Origin of the sequence: Lentzea sp. CC55 (genome assembly GCF_021056325.1) — a bacterium.
GTDB lineage: Bacteria > Actinomycetota > Actinomycetes > Mycobacteriales > Pseudonocardiaceae > Lentzea > Lentzea jiangxiensis.
Map to the genome: position 1 here is coordinate 515,365 of NZ_JAJCXE010000019.1, position 15,697 is coordinate 531,061.

The 15,697-nt window shown below is 70.3% G+C and carries 16 protein-coding genes; 12 read left to right on the top strand and 4 right to left on the bottom strand.

Annotated features, from left to right (window positions below; translation table 11 throughout):
• Positions 1 to 29 precede the first annotated feature (29 nt).
• From L6E10_RS14185 to L6E10_RS14200, 4 genes are all read left to right on the top strand, one after another.
• Complete coding sequence (locus L6E10_RS14185; protein ID WP_236219969.1) at positions 30 to 179, top strand: hypothetical protein; 150 nt, start codon at positions 30 to 32, stop codon at positions 177 to 179.
• 46 nt (positions 180 to 225) lie between these two features.
• Positions 226 to 774 carry a peptide deformylase gene (def, locus tag L6E10_RS14190; RefSeq protein ID WP_090098011.1) on the top strand — a complete coding sequence of 183 codons (549 nt, stop codon included), beginning with the start codon at positions 226 to 228 and terminating at the stop codon, positions 772 to 774.
• Between the two features lie 2 nt (positions 775 to 776).
• Positions 777 to 1,703, top strand: a complete 927-nt coding sequence (fmt, locus tag L6E10_RS14195) for a methionyl-tRNA formyltransferase (protein ID WP_236219970.1) — start codon at positions 777 to 779, stop codon at positions 1,701 to 1,703.
• Positions 1,704 to 1,767: 64 nt separating this feature from the next.
• On the top strand, positions 1,768 to 3,204 hold the full coding sequence (locus L6E10_RS14200; protein ID WP_236219971.1) for an RsmB/NOP family class I SAM-dependent RNA methyltransferase: 1,437 nt from the start codon (positions 1,768 to 1,770) through the stop codon (positions 3,202 to 3,204).
• Between the two features lie 155 nt (positions 3,205 to 3,359).
• On the opposite strand, the gene L6E10_RS14205 is transcribed toward L6E10_RS14200, so the two are convergent.
• Positions 3,360 to 4,361: a hypothetical protein gene (locus L6E10_RS14205; RefSeq protein ID WP_236219972.1), complete on the bottom strand. Its 1,002-nt coding sequence runs from the start codon at positions 4,359 to 4,361 to the stop codon at positions 3,360 to 3,362.
• Between the two features lie 87 nt (positions 4,362 to 4,448).
• Here L6E10_RS14205 and L6E10_RS14210 point away from each other — a divergent pair, with 87 nt between their 5' ends.
• From L6E10_RS14210 to L6E10_RS14240, 7 genes are read left to right on the top strand one after another with little or no spacing between them, the layout of a single operon-like run.
• Positions 4,449 to 4,949, top strand: a complete 501-nt coding sequence (locus L6E10_RS14210) for a flavoprotein (protein WP_236219973.1) — start codon at positions 4,449 to 4,451, stop codon at positions 4,947 to 4,949.
• Positions 4,950 to 4,975: 26 nt separating this feature from the next.
• Positions 4,976 to 5,626, top strand: a complete 651-nt coding sequence (gene rpe / locus L6E10_RS14215) for a ribulose-phosphate 3-epimerase (protein WP_177229636.1) — start codon at positions 4,976 to 4,978, stop codon at positions 5,624 to 5,626.
• A gap of 14 nt (positions 5,627 to 5,640) precedes the next feature.
• Positions 5,641 to 6,624, top strand: a complete 984-nt coding sequence (gene ribD / locus L6E10_RS14220; RefSeq protein WP_236220128.1) for a bifunctional diaminohydroxyphosphoribosylaminopyrimidine deaminase/5-amino-6-(5-phosphoribosylamino)uracil reductase RibD — start codon at positions 5,641 to 5,643, stop codon at positions 6,622 to 6,624.
• 8 nt (positions 6,625 to 6,632) lie between these two features.
• Positions 6,633 to 7,253: a riboflavin synthase gene (locus tag L6E10_RS14225; RefSeq protein WP_236219974.1), complete on the top strand. Its 621-nt coding sequence runs from the start codon at positions 6,633 to 6,635 to the stop codon at positions 7,251 to 7,253.
• Complete coding sequence (locus L6E10_RS14230) at positions 7,250 to 8,512, top strand: bifunctional 3,4-dihydroxy-2-butanone-4-phosphate synthase/GTP cyclohydrolase II (RefSeq protein WP_236219975.1); 1,263 nt, start codon at positions 7,250 to 7,252, stop codon at positions 8,510 to 8,512. Before L6E10_RS14225 ends, L6E10_RS14230 begins: the two co-directional genes overlap by 4 nt.
• Positions 8,509 to 9,006: a 6,7-dimethyl-8-ribityllumazine synthase gene (gene ribH, locus L6E10_RS14235; RefSeq protein WP_236219976.1), complete on the top strand. Its 498-nt coding sequence runs from the start codon at positions 8,509 to 8,511 to the stop codon at positions 9,004 to 9,006. Before L6E10_RS14230 ends, ribH begins: the two co-directional genes overlap by 4 nt.
• Positions 9,003 to 9,443, top strand: coding sequence for a PH domain-containing protein (locus tag L6E10_RS14240; protein ID WP_374236582.1), 441 nt, complete (start codon positions 9,003 to 9,005; stop codon positions 9,441 to 9,443). The genes ribH and L6E10_RS14240 overlap by 4 nt, the downstream gene beginning before the upstream one ends.
• Here L6E10_RS14240 and L6E10_RS14245 read toward each other — a convergent pair.
• The 3 genes from L6E10_RS14245 to L6E10_RS14255 all read right to left on the bottom strand — a co-directional run bounded on the left by L6E10_RS14245 (position 9,440) and on the right by L6E10_RS14255 (position 14,735).
• On the bottom strand, positions 9,440 to 9,865 hold the full coding sequence (locus L6E10_RS14245; RefSeq protein WP_236219978.1) for a DUF1761 domain-containing protein: 426 nt from the start codon (positions 9,863 to 9,865) through the stop codon (positions 9,440 to 9,442). The two genes, L6E10_RS14240 and L6E10_RS14245, sit on opposite strands and share 4 nt — an antisense overlap.
• Before the next feature lie 135 nt (positions 9,866 to 10,000).
• Positions 10,001 to 11,710 carry a VWA domain-containing protein gene (locus tag L6E10_RS14250; RefSeq protein ID WP_236219979.1) on the bottom strand — a complete coding sequence of 570 codons (1,710 nt, stop codon included), beginning with the start codon at positions 11,708 to 11,710 and terminating at the stop codon, positions 10,001 to 10,003.
• Between the two features lie 178 nt (positions 11,711 to 11,888).
• Complete coding sequence (locus L6E10_RS14255) at positions 11,889 to 14,735, bottom strand: aconitate hydratase (protein WP_236219980.1); 2,847 nt, start codon at positions 14,733 to 14,735, stop codon at positions 11,889 to 11,891.
• 203 nt (positions 14,736 to 14,938) lie between these two features.
• On the opposite strand from L6E10_RS14255, the gene L6E10_RS14260 reads away from it, so the two are divergent.
• On the top strand, positions 14,939 to 15,649 hold the full coding sequence (locus L6E10_RS14260; protein WP_236219981.1) for an ATP-binding cassette domain-containing protein: 711 nt from the start codon (positions 14,939 to 14,941) through the stop codon (positions 15,647 to 15,649).
• Positions 15,650 to 15,697 lie beyond the last annotated feature (48 nt).

The following is a 15,697-nucleotide window of genomic DNA, read 5'->3' on the forward strand; positions in this document are numbered from 1 at the left end:
TGACCTGCGCGAACGGCACAGTTGACGCCATGACGACAACCACGGTCTCCCGTTCCCACGCGGCCCACTTCGACCTGCACGCGGTGTTCCGGCCCGTGCTGATGGCCCTGCGCCTGACCGGCCACTTCGTCGTGGCGCTGGTGGGCGTGATCTTCCTCGGCAGCGCGTCCGGGCACTGACCGCGCTCCTCGTAGACTGGCCTCCAGTCCACACGAGGAGCACTGCGTGACCGTCCAACCCATCCGCCTGTTCGGCGACCCCGTGCTGCGCACCGCGGCCGCCGAGGTCACCGACTTCGACAAGGAACTGCGCACCCTGGTCAAGGACCTGTGGGACACGATGCAGGACGCGGGCGGAGCCGGCCTCGCCGCGCCCCAGCTCGGTGTGGGGCTGCGCGTGTTCACCTACCACTGCGACGGCTTCGCGGGACACCTCGTCAACCCCACGTGGGACGTGGTCGGCGAGGAGATGCAGGACGGCTCCGAGGGATGTCTGTCCATCCCCGGCATGTCGTGGGACTGCAAGCGCCACCTGCACGTCGTGGCCAAGGGCTGGAACATGCACGGCGAGCCCGTCGAGGTCGAAGGCACCGAGACGCTGGCGCGCTGCATCCAGCACGAGAGCGACCACCTCGACGGCGTGCTCTTCCTCGACCGCCTCGACGCCGAGACGCGCAAGCAGGCCATGCGCGAAATCCGGCAGTCCGAGTGGTTCGACGGTACGGTGCCCACCTTGAAGCAGAGCCCGCACCCACTCTTCGGCAGGTCCAGCTGACCATGCGACTCGTGTTCGCCGGCACGCCCGAGGTCGCACTGCCCTCGTTGCGCGCCTTCATCGACTCCTCCCGCCACGACGTCGTCGCCGTGGTCACCCGTCCCGACGCCCCCTCCGGCCGCGGTCGCAGGCTCGAGCGCTCCCCGGTGGGCGCGCTCGCCGACGAGCACGGCATCGAGGTCCTCACGCCCGCCAAGGCGGGCGATCCCGAGTTCCTGGAGCGCCTGCGCGCGCTGGAACCCGACGTCTGCCCGGTCGTCGCCTACGGCAACCTCCTGCCGCAGCGGACGCTCGACGTCCCCAAGTTCGGCTGGGTCAACCTCCACTTCTCCGTGCTGCCCGCGTGGCGCGGCGCGGCGCCGGTGCAGGCCGCCGTGCGCAACGGCGACGACATCACGGGCGCCTCGACGTTCCGGATCGTCAAGGAGCTCGACGCCGGCCCGGTCTTCGGCGTGGTCACCGAGAAGGTGCGCGACCGCGACACCTCCGGCGACCTGCTGACCCGGCTGTCGATCTCCGGCGCCGACCTGCTTTTGTCCACTGTGGACGGCATCGAGGACGGCACCCTCCGCGCGGTCGAGCAGCCCTCCGACGGCGTGACCTACGCGCCGAAGATCGCCGTCGAGGACGCGCGCCTCGACTTCACGACGCCCGCGACGGCCGTCGACCGCCTGGCGCGCGCCGTGACGCCGGAGCCCGGCGCGTGGGCCGAGTTCCGGGGCGAGCGCCTCAAGCTCGGGCCCGTGACGCCGGTGGACGACGTCACGCTGCCCGCGGGCGAGGTGCTCGTCGAGCGCAAGCGCGTGCTCGTGGGCACCGCGACCACCGCCGTGGCCCTCGGCGAGGTCCAGGCGCAGGGCAAGAAGCGCATGGCCGCGACCGACTGGGCCCGCGGCGTCCGGATCGAAGCAGGGGAGCGCATCTCATGACGGGCTCCCGACCGAGCTTGGCAAGCGCCGCCGTCGAGCGGCCCAGGACAGTGGAGCACAGCGCATGACCGGCCACCCGCGAGGCGCTTCCAAGCCTTCCCGCCCGAGCAGGCCGCACCCGCCGCGCCGGCGCACCGGACCCTCCCGGCCGCCCGTGGAGGACCCGGCACGCCTCGCCGCACTGGAGACGTTGCGCGCCGTGCGCCAACGCGACGCGTACGCGAACCTCGTTCTGCCGCAGCTGCTTCGCGACCGTCGCATCACCGGTCGCGACGCGGCTCTGGCCACCGAGCTCACCTACGGCGCGGCGCGGGCCCAGGGCCTGCTCGACGCCGTCATCGAGGCGTGCTCGGACCGCCCGCTGTCCGAAGTGGACGGCTCGGCGCTCGACGCGTTGCGGCTCGGTGCGTATCAGCTGCTGCGCACGCGCATTCCGTCCCACGCCGCGGTCGCCTCGACCGTCGACCTCGTGCGGGCCGAGCTCGGGTCCGGCATCGCCGGCTTCGTCAACGCCGTCCTGCGCCGGGTCGCCGAGCAGGACGAGGCCGCCTGGGTCGACGAGCTCGCACCGGACCCGGACACCGACCCGGTCGGCAACCTGGCCTTCACGCACGCCCACCCGCGCTGGATCGCGCAGGCGTTCGCGGAGGCCCTCGGCAGCCGCGAGGAGCCGTTGAAGCTGGCTCTCGAGGCCGACGACGCGCGGCCCGCCGTGCACCTCGTGGCACGTCCTGGCGAGGTGAGCGCCGACGAGCTCGCCGCCATCGTGGGCGGCGACGTGGCGCCGTACTCGCCTTACGGTGTGCACCTGGAGACCGGGGCGGGCGACCCGGGCGATCTCGAGCCCGTCCGGGAACGCCTCGCCAACGTGCAGGACGAGGGCAGCCAGCTCTGCGCGTTGGCCCTCACCCGCGCGCCGCTCGAGGGCACCGATGACCGCTGGCTGGACCTCTGCGCGGGCCCTGGCGGCAAGGCCGCCCTGCTGGCCGCGCTGGTGGGCCTCGAAGGCGGCGAGCTGATCGCCGTCGAGAAGGCACCTCACCGCGCCGAGCTCGTCCGCAAGATCACCACCGGTCTGCCGATCACCGTGGAGGTGGCCGACGGCCGCGAGACCGACTTCCTGGAAGGGGCGTTCGACCGAGTGCTGGTCGACGCGCCCTGCACCGGTCTCGGTGCCCTGCGCCGGCGCCCGGAGGCGCGGTGGAGGCGCCAGCCCGCCGATGTCGGCACGCTCACGAAGCTGCAGCGGGAGCTGCTGACCGAGGCGTTGCGACTGGTGCGGCCGGGCGGCGTCGTGGCTTATGTCGTGTGTTCACCTCATCTCTCCGAAACAGTCGGGGTCGTCACCGACGTCGTCCGCAAGAGCGGGGCCGAGGTGCTGGACACGCGCGAGCTCTTCCCCGGAGTTCCGGACCTCGGGGACGGGCCGCACGTCCAGCTCTGGCCGCACCTGCACGGAACCGATGCGATGTTCTGCTCGGTGCTGCGACGTCCTGCCTGAGCGCTCGGGAACGACGTTAGCGACGGGGTCCGACAGTGCCGGGCCCCGTCGGCTCGTCCCGGGGCACAACGACTCCGCGATTCACCGGTTCGGGTGACGGACGAGAAAAGGCCGGGCGAGCACACGTGCCCGCCCGGCCTCCCGTTCGCGGAACCTCAGGACTTCAGCACGTGCAGAGCCGGCGGCTGGTTCGTGTAAGCACCGCCGACGGCGTAGACCCACCGGCCGCCGGGACCCCACGCCAGACCAGCCGGGTAGAGCCCCCGCACCTCGTAGGAACGGGACTCGGTCAGAGAACCCGCCGGGAAGAGCCGCACCGACGTGTCGTCGTCGACGCCCGCGGCGAGCGCACCGCTGTCGGCGCTCGTCGAGACCGCCACCGGGTAGGGACCGGTGTTGTAGCTGCCGCGCACGGCGAGCGTGTCGCTCGTGAACGACTGGACGTAGTACGGGGCACCGGACGCCACGTGGACCTGCGTGCCGTCCTTCGAGAACTCGACGTCACGCAGGTTGCTGCCCGCTTCACGGGTCGACGCCTGGACGACGAGCCCGTCCCCCTCCTCGCGCAGCAGCTGCACCGTGGTGGGCGACAGCCCCGGCTGACCCGTCACCAGCACACCGGGCTTGGCCGGGGACGACGCCAGCTGCTGCGGGCTGTAGTGCCCGGTCACCAGGCCCGTGCGGGCCTCCGCGCCGTTGAACCCGACGCGGCCGATGCCACCGTCCCACTGGTTGCAACCGTGGCTGAAGTACAGGCGGTCGCCCGAGATCGCCAGGTCGGACGGGCACACCTCGCCGACCGGGTAGCGGGCGCGTTCGGTCAGCGTCAGCGTGTCCAGTGCGGCCACCGCGCCGTACTGGGACAGCGCGACGAAGACCGTGCCGCCGTCCGGGCTCAGCGCCAGACCCGTGGCGCCGGGCAGGTTCGACAGCTTGGTGACGACGTTGCCCGACAGGTCCGTGACGGCCACCGCGTGGTCGGTTCTGCTGCTCACGAACACATGCCCCAGCGTCGGGTCCACCACGATGTCCGAGAAGGACGTCAGCGGCAACGGCACCGTGCGCTGCGGCGGTTCCGCCATCGCCGGCAGGGCGGTGGCCGCCACCAGGGCGGCCGAGATCGCGGTGGCGCTGAGCCACCGGTTCCACTTGCGCATCTTGCTCCCCTCAGTGTGCGGGTGATCACCCGCAGTGGGGACGCTAGCGGCAGGGTCTGACGAATTTGACCGCCTAACATCGCAGCGGTGACGACCCGTGGATTGCTCGGATTGGTCGCTTCCGCTTGTGGCGGCGTCGAGTCGTGGTTCCGCACGGAGCTCGCCGAACCCGCTGTGCAACGGGGGTGGCGGTTGGCCATCACGCTCACCCCGGCGGTCGTGCCGTGGTTCGAGGAGGCGGGCGAGCTGGAGAAGGTCCAGGCGCTCACCGACCTGGAGGTCCGCTGGAACCCGCGGCTGCCGAGCCGGCCCAAGCCCTACCCGACGCCCGACGCGTTCGTCTTCGCTCCCGCCAGCGCGAACTCGGTGGCCAAGCTGGCCCTGGGCATCGGCGACAACCAGGCGCTGACGGCGTTGAACGAGGCCATCGGCGTGGAGAGCTGCAAGGTCGTCGTCATGCCCCAGGCCAACGCGGACAAGCGCCGCCACCCGATGTGGGAGACGCACGTCACGACACTCACCGGTGCGGGTGTCGTCGTGGTCTCAGACGTGGCTCCCGGCAGGTTGCTCGACCTTCTGGACACCTAGACTCCAGCGTTGTGGTCCACACGCCGATGATCGCCCCCAGCATCCTGTCCGCCGACTTCGCGCGCCTCGCCGACGAGCTCGCCGCGGTGCCCACCTCGGACTGGATCCACGTCGACGTCATGGACAACCACTTCGTGCCGAACCTGACCCTCGGCCTGCCCGTGGTGAAGTCGCTGCTGAAGGTCACCGACATCCCGATCGACTGCCACCTGATGATCGAGGACCCGGACCGCTGGGCCATCGGGTACGCCGAGGCGGGCGCCTACAACGTGACCGTGCACGTCGAGGCGGCGAACGACCCGGTCGCGCTCGCCAAGAACCTCAAGGCCGCGGGCAGCAAGGCAGGCCTCAGCATCAAGCCGGGCACCCCGCTCGAGCCGTACGTCGAGGTCCTCAAGCACTACGACACGCTGCTCGTCATGTCGGTCGAGCCGGGCTTCGGCGGCCAGAGCTTCATGGCCGACGTGCTGGACAAGGTGCGCCAGGCGCGCCACCTGGTCGACACCGGGCACCTCAAGCTGCTGGTGGAGATCGACGGCGGCATCAACGCCGACACGATCGAGCAGGCCGCGCAGGCCGGGGTGGACTGCTTCGTCGCGGGCTCCGCCGTGTACGACGCCGCGGACCCCGGCAAGGCCGTGGAAGCCCTGCGCGCGCAGGCAGCCGGGGCGAGGTGACACCCGAGGACGCGATGGTCCTCGCCATCGCGGAGAGCGAGCGGGTGAGGGGCACCACCAGCCCCAACCCGCCGGTCGGGTGCGTCATCCTCGACGACGCCGGCAGGGCGGTCGGGTTCGGCGGCACACGGCCGGCCGGTGGTGCGCACGCCGAGGTCATGGCGCTCAAGGAAGCGGGCACGAGAGCACGGGGCGGCACGGCCGTGGTCACCCTTGAGCCGTGTTCGCACTACGGCCGCACACCGCCGTGCACCGAGGCCCTCCTCGAAGCAGGCATCAAGCACGTCGTCCACGCCGTCAGCGACCCGAACCCGAAGGCGGCGGGCGGAGCGTCCGTGCTCAGGAAAGCCGGCGTCACGGTCGAAAGCGGCGTGATGGAACGCGAAGTCAGCACCGGCCCTCTCAGGGCGTGGTTGCACTACGCGCGCACGGGCCGTCCGCACGTCACGTGGAAGTACGCGGCCTCGCTCGACGGCAGGATCGCGGCCCGGGACGGCACGAGCCGGTGGATCAGTTCGGAGACCTCCCGCAAGGAGGTCCACGACCTGCGCGCGAAGCTCGACGCGATCGTCGTCGGCACGACCACCGTCATCAAGGACGACCCGGCGCTCACGGCCAGGGACGCGGATGGAATGCCGCTGGCCCGCCAGCCGTTGCCCGTGGTGGTGGGAATGAGCGACCTGCCGGGTGGGGCGAAGCTCCGGCACACCGCGCTGCACCTGCGCACGCACGACCCGGACGAGGTGCTGACCGCCCTCGCCGGACGGGGCGTCGTCGAGGTGCTGCTGGAGGGCGGGCCGACGCTGGCCGGTGCGTTCTGGCGGGCCGGCAGGGTCGACCGCGTGCTCGCCTACATCGCTCCGGCGCTGCTCGGGGATGGTCCCGCGGCGGTGCTGGACGCGGGCGTGTCGACCATCACGGAAGCTGTTCGGTTGACCGTGGAAGACGTCACCATGAGCGGACCGGACTTGCGGATCAGCGCGGTTCCGCAAACTTAGGAGGAGCGGTGTTCACCGGGATCGTCGAGGAACTCGGCCAGGTCGTCGCGATGGAGGACCTGGCCGACGCGGCACGGGTCCGCATCGCCGGGCCGATCGTGACCAGCGACGCGAAGCACGGCGACTCCATCGCGGTGAACGGCGTCTGCCTCACCGTCGTGGAGGTCGCGGACGGCACTTTCACCGCGGACGTGATGCGCGAAACCCTCACGCGCAGCAGCCTCGCGAAGGTCGCCCGGGGCGACAAGGTCAACCTGGAGCGCGCGGCCGCGGTCGGCCAGCGCCTCGGCGGCCACATCGTGCAGGGTCACGTCGACGGCACGGGCACCATCCTCGCGCGCGAGAAGGCCGAGCACTGGGAGATCGTCCACATCGGACTCCCGCCGACCCTCGCCCGCTACGTCGTCGAGAAGGGCTCCATCACGGTCGACGGGGTCTCGCTGACGGTCGTGACCGTCAGCGAGAACGAGTTCACCGTGAGCCTCATCCCGACGACCCTCGAACTCACCACGCTCGGGCACCGGCTGCCCGGCGACCTGGTGAACCTGGAGGTCGACGTGCTGGCGAAGTACGTTGAACGACTGGCGATCCCGCACCTGCGGGCCATCGCGGGCGAGGAGGCCCAATGAGCACCGACTTCGCCGAGATCGAGCGCGCGATCTCCGACATCGCCGCCGGACGGCCCGTGGTCGTCGTCGACGACGAGGACCGCGAGAACGAGGGCGACCTCATCTTCGCCGCCGAGAAGGCGACGCCGGAGCTGCTCGCGTTCATGGTCCGCTACACGTCCGGTTACGTCTGCGTGGCGCTGACGGACTCCGACTGCGACCGCCTCGACCTGCCGCCGATGTACCACACGAACCAGGACCAGCGCGGCACCGCGTACACGGTCACGGTGGACGCGCGCGAGGGCGTCAGCACCGGCATCTCGGCCGCGGACCGCGCCCGCACGATCCGGTTGCTGGCCGACCCGACCGCGAAGGCCACCGACTTCAACCGGCCCGGTCACGTCGTCCCGCTCCGCGCCAAGGACGGCGGCGTGCTGCGCCGGCCCGGCCACACCGAGGCCTCCGTCGACCTGGCGCGTCTCGCGGGCCTGGCACCCGCCGGCGTGCTCTGCGAGATCGTGTCGCAGAAGGTCGAGGAGGACATGGCCCGCCGCGAGGAGCTCGAGGTCTTCGCCGCGGACCACGACCTCGCGCTGGTCACGATCGCCGACCTGATCGCGTACCGCCGCCGCGTCGAGACCCAGGTCGTGCGCGCCGCCGAGGCCCGCATCCCGACCGCGCACGGCGTGTTCACCGCGTACGGCTACGACAGCCTGCTCGACGGCATCGAGCACGTCGCGATGGTGTACGGCGAGATCGGCGACGGCGAGGACGTGCTGGTGCGCGTGCACTCCGAGTGCCTCACCGGTGACGTGCTCGGGTCGTTGAGGTGCGACTGCGGTCCGCAGCTCGACGCGGCGCTGGAAGCCGTTGCGGCACAAGGACGCGGTGTCGTGCTCTACATGCGCGGCCACGAGGGCCGAGGCATCGGCCTGATGCACAAGCTGCAGGCCTACCAGCTGCAGGACGAGGGCGCGGACACCGTGGACGCGAACCTCGTCCAGGGCCTGCCGGCCGACGCGCGCGACTACGGCACGGGCGCGCAGATCCTCGTGGAGCTCGGCATCAAGTCCATGCGGCTGCTGACGAACAACCCGGCCAAGCGCGTCGGCCTGGAGGCCGGATACGGTCTGCGCGTGCTGGACCGGGTGCCGCTGCCGATCTCCCCGAACCCGGAGAACCTGCGGTACCTGCGCACCAAGCGCGACAGGATGGGCCACGAGCTGAACCAGCTGGAGCAGTACGAGGCCGTCGTTTCCGCAACGGAGGACCAGGAATGAGCGGCGAGGGCCGTCCAGAGCAGACGAAGCTCGACGGCAGGGGCCTGAGCGTCGCGATCGCGGCGACGCGCTGGCACACCAAGATCACCGACCAGCTCGTCGAGCGCGCCCTCAAGGCCGCCGAGGACGCGGGCTGCGTCGACACGACCGTCGTGCGCGTGGCGGGGGCGATCGAGCTCCCCGTCGTGGTGCAGGAACTGGCGCGCCACCACGACGCGGTGGTCGCGCTGGGCGTGGTCATCCGCGGGGGCACCCCGCACTTCGAGTACGTGTGCGACTCGGTGACCGACGGGCTCACGCGCGTCGCCCTCGACGAGTCGACGCCCGTGGGCAACGGCGTGCTGACCACCAACACCGAGGAGCAGGCGCTCGCCCGTGCAGGCCTGCCGGACTCGGTGGAGGACAAGGGCTACGAGGCGACCGTCGCCGCGATCGACACCGCACTGGTGCTGCGCGGCCTGCGCCAGCCGTGGACGGAGCGGGGTTTCGAATGATGACCGCGGAACGAATCGTGCTGCGCCCCAAGAAGATCCGCCGCGTCGCGTGGGCGTGCGCGGTCGGTCTCGTCGTGGTGTTCACCGTGGTGGGTCTGCTGCTGGGCAACACGCCGACCGGCGTGATCTTCCGGACGTCCGACCAGGTCGCCATGATCGTGCTGGGTTTCCTGCTGGCGGGCGGTGTGCTCCTGCTGACGCGTCCGCGCGTCACCGCGGACGCCACGGGGATCGACGTGCGCAACGTGGTGACGTCGCACCACTTCGACTGGAACGACGTGCTGTCGGTCAGCTTCCCGGACGGTGCCGCGTGGGCCCGGCTGGAGCTGCCGGAGGACGAGTACATCTCGGTGATGGCCGTGCAGGCCGTGGACCGCGAGTACGCCGTGTCGTCCGTGCGCGCGTTGCGTGAGCTGCACAAGGCAGCACGCATCTAGGTCCACTGACCGAGGATCGCGCCCGCGAGCGTGAGTCCGACGACGTGATAGCCCGCTCCGATGGCCGCGAAGGTGATCGGGGCGGGCTTCGTCATGTCGTAGGCGCCCGTCACGAACCTGACCGGCGACGCGATGCCGACTCCGATCACGAGTCCCAGCAGGAGACCTTCCATGACGGTGTCGGTGTCCGAGGCGGCGCCGATCATCGCGGTGACGAGCGTGAGGACGAAACACGTGGCCAGCGGCACGAGGTGGACGACGGAGCTGGTCTTCTCGGGCTTGTTGAGGTCCCAGCCGGACGCCCGTTCCCAGGCCCTGCCGAAGGCGTGGTCGGCGTACCAGACCGTGCCCAGCGCGAAGTAGGCGATCGTGGCCACGACAACGGCCGGCCAGTTCAGGTCGCCTAGCACGGTCAAGCTCATGAGGGGTCTCCCGCGAGTGGTCAGGGTGACTTGGCATCGCGGGGTGGTGGTGAGCTGTTACCGGTGGTCCGGGTTTCGGCATCACCGCGGCGAATGGACCGCTCGCCCCGAGGACGAGCGGTCCACGCCGTCACGTCACTTCGGAGGTGGCGGGACGTTGCAGCGGACGGGCGCCGACTCGTTGCCGGACGCGTCCTTCGCGCTCACCAGGGCGTCACCCTGGAGCGTGATCTTCCAGTCGATGTCACCGCTGCCGGGCTTCTGCGTCGGCGTCGCTCCCGGCGCCTGCACCAGCTTGATCTTGGTACCGCTGGGGAAACCGCCGAACACCGCCGTGCTCGCCGTGTCGCGGACGTAGATCTGCGGGTTCGGGTCGACGGCGTCCGTCGCGCTCAGCAGGTAGAACCCGTCCTCGTTGGTCGGCGGCGGAACGGTGCCACCGCTGGGGTTGTTCGTCGGGGTGCACGTCACGACCGGCGGGGTGGTGTCCACCCAGTCCTTCGTGACGTCGTCGCACACCGCGGTCCCGCTGGCGCGCGTGAAGCAGCCGCGGATCGTGTCGGTGCCGAGTCCCGCGAGCCCCTGCGTTCCGGGATAGGTGAAGTCTGTCAAGCCGGTGGCGGCCGTCGTGCCGTTGCCCGCCGCACCGGTGTTCGGGCCCGACAGCACGCCGAACGTGACGTCGGTGCCGGACACCGGGTCACCGAAGTCGTCGGTGACCTTGGCGGTGACGGTGTGGGTCTGGCCGGGCGTGCCCAGTTCGTTCACCGCGTGCTCGGGCTCGACGTCGATGTGGGCCGCGCAGCCGTGCACCTTCACCGTCGGGTTCGGGAACGTGACGGTGTGTCCCTCGGTGTCGCTGTAGACGACGCCCGGGTTCACGGCGAGCGTGCCACCGCCGGCGGCGGGCAGGTGCGTCGCGGTGAACGTCAGCGTGGCGCTCTCCGTGCGCAGCTCGCCGATCGTCCAGGTGAGCTCGTTGCCGTTCTGGGAGACGGTGCCCTTGGAGGCCGCGGCGCCGCTCACCGAGAACGCGGCGTTGACGGTGTCGACGACCTTCACGTTCGTCGCCGCCGGTACGACGATCGCCGCGCCGATGTTCGCGAAGATCTGCTGCAGCTGGGCGGAGTCGGGCGCGAAGAAGTAGTGCACGCCGTCGTCGGGGTCGGTCGTCCAGTCCTTGATCTCGTCCTGGAAGTTGGTCACGCGCAGGCCGATGCCGAAGATCTCGGTGCCGGCGGCGCGGGCGGCCGCGGCGGCGGGACTCGCGTCCACACCGGCGGTCGTCTCGCCGTCCGTCATGATGATCATCTTCTTGGCGTTGGACGGCACCGACCCGGCCAGTTGGGCCTGCCCGGTGGAGATGGCGTCGGAGTGGTTGGTGGCGCCCGCCGCCGACAGCGAGTCGATGGCCGATTTCACCGCCGCGGCGTCACCGGTCAGTCCCACGTCGACCGAGGCGCTTCCCGCGAAACTGACCACGCCCACGCGGGAACCGTTGGCGATCACGCCGTTCAAAGAACCGTCGGTCGCCTGGTCGATGATGTCGACGAAAGATTTCGCCGCGGCTTTCAAATCGACGATCGGTTGTCCCTGCATGCTGCCCGACCGGTCGAGCACGAGCTCGATGTCCGCCGGATTGCCCGCGATGCCGGTCTCGGCGTTCAGCGTCACCGTGACCGGGACGGTCCCGCCGCACTGGATGTCGGTGGTGCCCACCGTCTTGTCGCCGGTCACGGTGCCGTCCGCGGCCGCGTTCGCCTGGCCGGAGAGCGGAACGGCCATGGCCGCGACCAACGCCGCAGTGGTGACCACGGCTCTTCGTCCGATCTTTCTCACTTCCACTGGAACCCCTCCTTCGGCCCATTCGAAATGGGTCAGAAGAGGCTAAGCCCGGTTAAACCCGACGGCGACGAAGTTCACCCGTGTGCAGCAGTGAAAAACGTTAGCCGTATTTATCCGATTGTAACGAAAAGCCCGCCCGGAATGATCTCCGGACGGGCCTTTTCGCATTGATCAGGTATTAGCTGCGGACCATCTTGCGCAGCACGTACTGCATGATGCCGCCGTTGCGGTAGTAGTCGGCCTCACCGGGCGTGTCGATGCGGACGACCGCGTCGAACTCGACCTTCGAGCCGTCCGCCTTGGTGGCGACGACGTGCACCGTCGACGGCGTGGTGCCGTTGTTGAGCTCCGTGACACCGGTGAAGTCGAACGTCTCGGTGCCGTCGAGGCCCAGCGACGACGCGCTGTCGCCCTGCGGGAACTGCAGCGGCAGCACGCCCATGCCGATCAGGTTCGAGCGGTGGATGCGCTCGTAGGACTCGGCGATGACGGCGCGGACGCCGAGCAGCGAGGTGCCCTTGGCCGCCCAGTCGCGCGACGAACCGGAGCCGTACTCCTTGCCCGCCAGCACGACCAGCGGGACGCCGGCCTCCGCGTAGGCGACCGACGCGTCGTAGATCGTCGTCTGCGGGGCGTCGGGCTCCAGGAAGTTGCGGGTGAAGCCGCCCTGGACGTCGTCGAGCAGGAGGTTGCGCAGGCGGATGTTCGCGAACGTGCCGCGGATCATCACCTCGTGGTTGCCGCGGCGGGAGCCGTAGGAGTTGAAGTCCTTGCGCTCCACGCCGTGCTCGGTCAGGTACTTGCCCGCGGGCGAGTCGGCCTTGATCGAACCGGCGGGGGAGATGTGGTCCGTGGTGACCGAGTCGCCCAACAGCGCGAGGACGCGAGCGCCCGCGATGTCGGTGACCGGCTTCGGCTCCATCTCCATGCCCTCGAAGTACGGGGGCTTGCGCACGTAGGTGGACTCGGCGTCCCACTCGAACGTGTTGCCGGTCGGCGTGGGCAGCGACTGCCAGCGCTCGTCACCGGAGAAGACGTTCGTGTAGCCCTTGGTGAAGCCCTCCGCGGAGATCGAGGTCGAGATGACCTCGGCGATCTCGGCCGGCGACGGCCAGATCTCGGAGAGGTACACCGGCTTGCCCTCGGTGTCCGTGCCGAGCGGCTCGGTGGTGATGTCCTTGTCCATCGAACCGGCCAGCGCGTACGCCACGACGAGCGGCGGCGACGCGAGGTAGTTCATCTTGATGTCCGGGTTGATCCGGCCCTCGAAGTTGCGGTTGCCGGACAGCACCGAGACGACCGCGAGGTCGCCTTCCTGCACGCCCGCCGAGATCTCGTCCTGCAGCGGGCCCGAGTTGCCGATGCAGGTCGTGCAGCCGTAGCCGACCAGGTGGAAGCCGAGCTTCTCCAGGTACGGCATGAGGCCGGCGCGCTCGTAGTAGTCCATGACGACCTTCGAGCCCGGCGCCAGGGTCGTCTTGACCCACGGCTTGCGCTCGAGACCGCGCTCGACGGCCTTCTTCGCGAGAAGGGCCGCGCCGAGCATCACGGACGGGTTCGAGGTGTTGGTGCACGACGTGATCGCGGCGATCGCGACGGCGCCGTGGTCCAGCTCGAACTCGTTGCCGTCGACGGTGACCTTGACCGGGTTCGAGACGCGGCCGGTGGCGCCCTCGGCGGCGGTGTGGACCACCTTCGGCTTGCCGGAGCCGTTCTCGGCCTCTCCGACGGCGACCGGGTCGCTGGCCGGGAACGTCTCGTCGACGGCCTCGTCCACGCCGGAGAGCTCCGGGGAGTCGGTGTGCGCGACGTAGGCACCCAGTGCCTGGCGGAACGCCTCCTTGGCGGAGGTCAGCTCGATGCGGTCCTGCGGGCGCTTCGGGCCGGCGATGGACGGGACGACCGTCGCCAGATCGAGCTCCAGCGTCTCGGAGTACACGGCCTCGCGGGACGGGTCGTGCCAGAGGCCCTGCTCCTTGGCGTAGGCCTCGACGAGCGCGATCTGCTCTTCCGACCGGCCGGTCAGGCGCAGGTAGTCGATCGTCTCGCCGTCGATCGGGAAGATGCCGACCGTGGAGCCGAACTCCGGCGACATGTTGCCGATGGTGGCGCGGTTCGCGAGCGGCACGGCGCCGACGCCCTCGCCGTAGAACTCGACGAACTTGCCGACGACGCCCTGCTTGCGCAGCATCTCGGTGATCGTCAGCACGAGGTCGGTCGCGGTGGCGCCCGCGGGCAGCTCACCGGAGAGCTTGAAGCCCACGACGCGCGGGATCAGCATGGAGACCGGCTGGCCGAGCATCGCGGCCTCGGCCTCGATGCCGCCGACGCCCCAGCCCAGCACGCCGATGCCGTTGACCATCGTGGTGTGCGAGTCGGTGCCGACCAGCGTGTCCGGGTACGCCTGACCGCCCCGGACCATGACGACGCGGGCCAGGTGCTCGATGTTGACCTGGTGCACGATGCCGGTGCCGGGCGGGACGACCTTGAACTCGTCGAACGCCGTCTGGCCCCAGCGCAGGAACTGGTAGCGCTCGCGGTTGCGCTCGTACTCCAGGTCGACGTTCAGCTCGAACGCGTCCGGGCGGCCGAAGACGTCGGCGATGACCGAGTGGTCGATCACGAGCTCGGCGGGCGCGAGCGGGTTCACCTTCTCGGCGTCGCCGCCGAGTTGGGTGACGGCCTCGCGCATGGTGGCGAGGTCGACGACGCAGGGGACACCGGTGAAGTCCTGCATCACGACGCGCGCGGGCGTGAACTGGATCTCGGTGTCGGGCTCGGCGCTGGGGTCCCAGTTGGCGAGAGCGCGCACGTGGTCGGCGGTGATGTTCGCGCCGTCCTCGGTCCGCAGCAGGTTCTCCAGCAGGATCTTCAGGCTGAACGGCAGACGCTCGGCGCCCTCCACGGCGCTCAGCCGGAACACCTCGTACGAGGCGTCGCCGACGTTGAGCGTGCCGCGGGCGCCGAAGCTGTCCAGGCTGTTGCCTCCATCGCCGGCAGGCGAGGGCGTAGCTGGCTGAGTCACGTGCAACTCCATCTGGTGACAGCGCGGTGGTCAGTTCGGGGTACGGGGAGAGTCTTCCTCACCAGGTCGACCACTGCCCCTCGACCCCAAACAGTACGCTTGTCCTGTAAGCCGGTTCAACCCAGGTTGCCCTAAGTCACGCTCCCCGCACCGGGCTCACCGACTTCACGCCGTTCGAGAGCGTGCGTGGCTATCTTGGCGAGGTGCTCCTCGATCAAGTCTCCAAGCGGTACGGGCGCGGGCCGTGGGTGCTGCGCGACCTGACGCTGGAGGTGTCCGGCCTGACCGTGCTGACCGGCGCGAACGGCACCGGGAAGTCGACGTTGCTCAAGATCGCGGCGGGCATCCTGAAGCCGACGTCCGGACGGGTCGTGCGGCCGGCTTCGGTCGGCTACGTGCCCGAGCGGTTTCCGTCGGACGTGAGGATGTCCGCTTTGTCCTACCTGGCCCACCTGGGGCGGGTGCGCGGGACTGCCGCCGGTGACGTGCTGGAGCGGCTGGGGTTCGTCGGCTCGATGACGGCGCCGATGTCCGAGCTGTCCAAGGGCAACACGCAGAAGGTCGCGCTGGCGCAGGCGTTCCTCGCCTCGGACGTGCTCGTGCTCGACGAGCCGTGGACCGGGCTCGACCCGGCGGCGGCCGGCGAGCTGGTGTCGTTGCTGCGGGGGCGGACGGCGCTGGTGTCCGACCACGAGGGCCATCTCGCTTCGGCCACCCGGGTCGACCTCTCCGGTGGGCACGTGATGATCGAGCTGAGCCGGGTGCCGGCGCTCGACGCGTTGGAGGCGTTGGAAGGCGTGCGGTCCGTGCAGGCGCGCGGCTCGTCGGTGCGGGTGGAGGTGGCGCCGGACCGCAGCGACCACGTGCTGGCGGAGGCGTTGCGGCTCGGGTGCTCGGTGCGGAGCGTGCGGTGATCAATCTGGTGCGGTACCTCGCGGCCGATGTCCTTCGGGGACAACGGT

Coding starts and splice junctions, on each gene's coding strand:
- L6E10_RS14185 (WP_236219969.1), top strand. CDS start 30: ATGACGACAACCACGGTCTCCCGTTCCCACGCGGCCCACTTCGACCTG.
- L6E10_RS14200 (WP_236219971.1), top strand. CDS start 1,768: ATGACCGGCCACCCGCGAGGCGCTTCCAAGCCTTCCCGCCCGAGCAGG.
- ribD (WP_236220128.1), top strand. CDS start 5,641: ATGGTCCTCGCCATCGCGGAGAGCGAGCGGGTGAGGGGCACCACCAGC.
- L6E10_RS14230 (WP_236219975.1), top strand. CDS start 7,250: ATGAGCACCGACTTCGCCGAGATCGAGCGCGCGATCTCCGACATCGCC.
- ribH (WP_236219976.1), top strand. CDS start 8,509: ATGAGCGGCGAGGGCCGTCCAGAGCAGACGAAGCTCGACGGCAGGGGC.
- L6E10_RS14205 (WP_236219972.1), bottom strand. CDS start 4,361: ATGCGCAAGTGGAACCGGTGGCTCAGCGCCACCGCGATCTCGGCCGCC.
- L6E10_RS14245 (WP_236219978.1), bottom strand. CDS start 9,865: ATGAGCTTGACCGTGCTAGGCGACCTGAACTGGCCGGCCGTTGTCGTG.
- fmt (WP_236219970.1), top strand. CDS start 777: ATGCGACTCGTGTTCGCCGGCACGCCCGAGGTCGCACTGCCCTCGTTG.
- rpe (WP_177229636.1), top strand. CDS start 4,976: ATGATCGCCCCCAGCATCCTGTCCGCCGACTTCGCGCGCCTCGCCGAC.
- L6E10_RS14240 (WP_374236582.1), top strand. CDS start 9,003: ATGATGACCGCGGAACGAATCGTGCTGCGCCCCAAGAAGATCCGCCGC.